We start from the raw sequence: 1,628 nt of genomic DNA on the forward strand, positions 1-1,628 counted from the left end.
TTTTCTGTATAGATCATGTATGTGGCGCAGCTCCCCCGGAGCGGGCTCTAGAAAGGAGGTATTCCAGCCGCACCTTCCGGTACGGCTACCTTGTTACGACTTAGCCCCAATTACCGGTTTTACCCTAACACGCTCCTTGCGGTTACATGCTTTAGGTACCCCCAGCTTTCATGGCTTGACGGGCGGTGTGTACAAGGCCCGGGAACGTATTCACCGCGTCATTGCTGATACGCGATTACTAGCGAATCCAACTTCACGGGGTCGAGTTGCAGACCCCGATCCGAACTGTGAATGGCTTTTCGAGATTGGCATCACATTGCTGTGTAGCTGCCCGCTGTACCATCCATTGTAGCACGTGTGTAGCCCCGGACGTAAGGGCCATGATGACTTGACGTCGTCCCCGCCTTCCTCTCTGCTTGCGCAGGCAGTCTGTTTAGAGTCCCCACCTTGACGTGCTGGCAACTAAACATAGGGGTTGCGCTCGTTGCGGGACTTAACCCAACACCTCACGGCACGAGCTGACGACAGCCATGCAGCACCTAGTTTCCTGTCCCGAGGGACGGATGCGTCTCTGCATCCTTCAGTAACTTTCAAGCCCGGGTAAGGTTCCTCGCGTATCATCGAATTAAACCACATGCTCCTCCGCTTGTGCGGGCCCCCGTCAATTCCTTTGAGTTTCACCCTTGCGGGCGTACTCCCCAGGTGGATGACTTAACGCTTTCGCTTGGACGCTTACGGTATATCGCAAACATCGAGTCATCATCGTTTAGGGCGTGGACTACCAGGGTATCTAATCCTGTTCGATCCCCACGCTTTCGTGCATCAGCGTCAATAACGGCTTAGACAGCTGCCTTCGCAATCGGTGTTCTGAGACATATCTATGCATTTCACCGCTACTTGTCTCATTCCGCCGTCTTCAACCGCATTCAAGCACTTCAGTATCAAGGGCACTGCGACAGTTGAGCTGCCGTCTTTCACCCCTGACTTAAAGTGCCGCCTACGCACCCTTTAAACCCAATAAATCCGGATAACGCTCGGATCCTCCGTATTACCGCGGCTGCTGGCACGGAGTTAGCCGATCCTTATTCTTTAGGTACATTCAGCCCACTACACGTAGTGGGGTTTATTCCCTAACAAAAGCAGTTTACAACCCATAGGGCAGTCGTCCTGCACGCGGCATGGCTGGTTCAGGGTTGCCCCCATTGACCAATATTCCTTACTGCTGCCTCCCGTAGGAGTCTGGTCCGTGTCTCAGTACCAGTGTGGGGGATTCTCCTCTCAGAGCCCCTAGACATCGTCGCCTTGGTGGGCCGTTACCCCACCAACTAGCTAATGTCACGCGAGCCCATCCATATCCTATGAATATTTAACTGCCTCCCGATGCCGGGATGCAGTGTCATGCGGTGTTAATCCGGATTTCTCCGGGCTATCCCCCTGATATGGGCAGGTTGCTCACGCGTTACGCACCCGTGCGCCACTCTCACCACCGGTAGCAAGCTACCGATGGATCCCGTCCGACTTGCATGTATTAGGCCTGCCGCTAGCGTTCATCCTGAGCCAGGATCAAACTCTCCATTGTAAAATGAAGTGTAAGACCAAGACTATTTATAAAATAGAATTGTTGTCTT

General features: G+C 53.4%; 1 rRNA gene. It reads right to left on the minus strand.

Annotated features, from left to right (window positions below):
- Positions 1-51: 51 nt before the first annotated feature.
- Positions 52-1,579 (minus strand): 16S ribosomal RNA (locus tag ACWICE_RS19665).
- Positions 1,580-1,628 lie beyond the last annotated feature (49 nt).

The organism is Sphingobacterium sp. NPDC055346, from assembly GCF_053645235.1.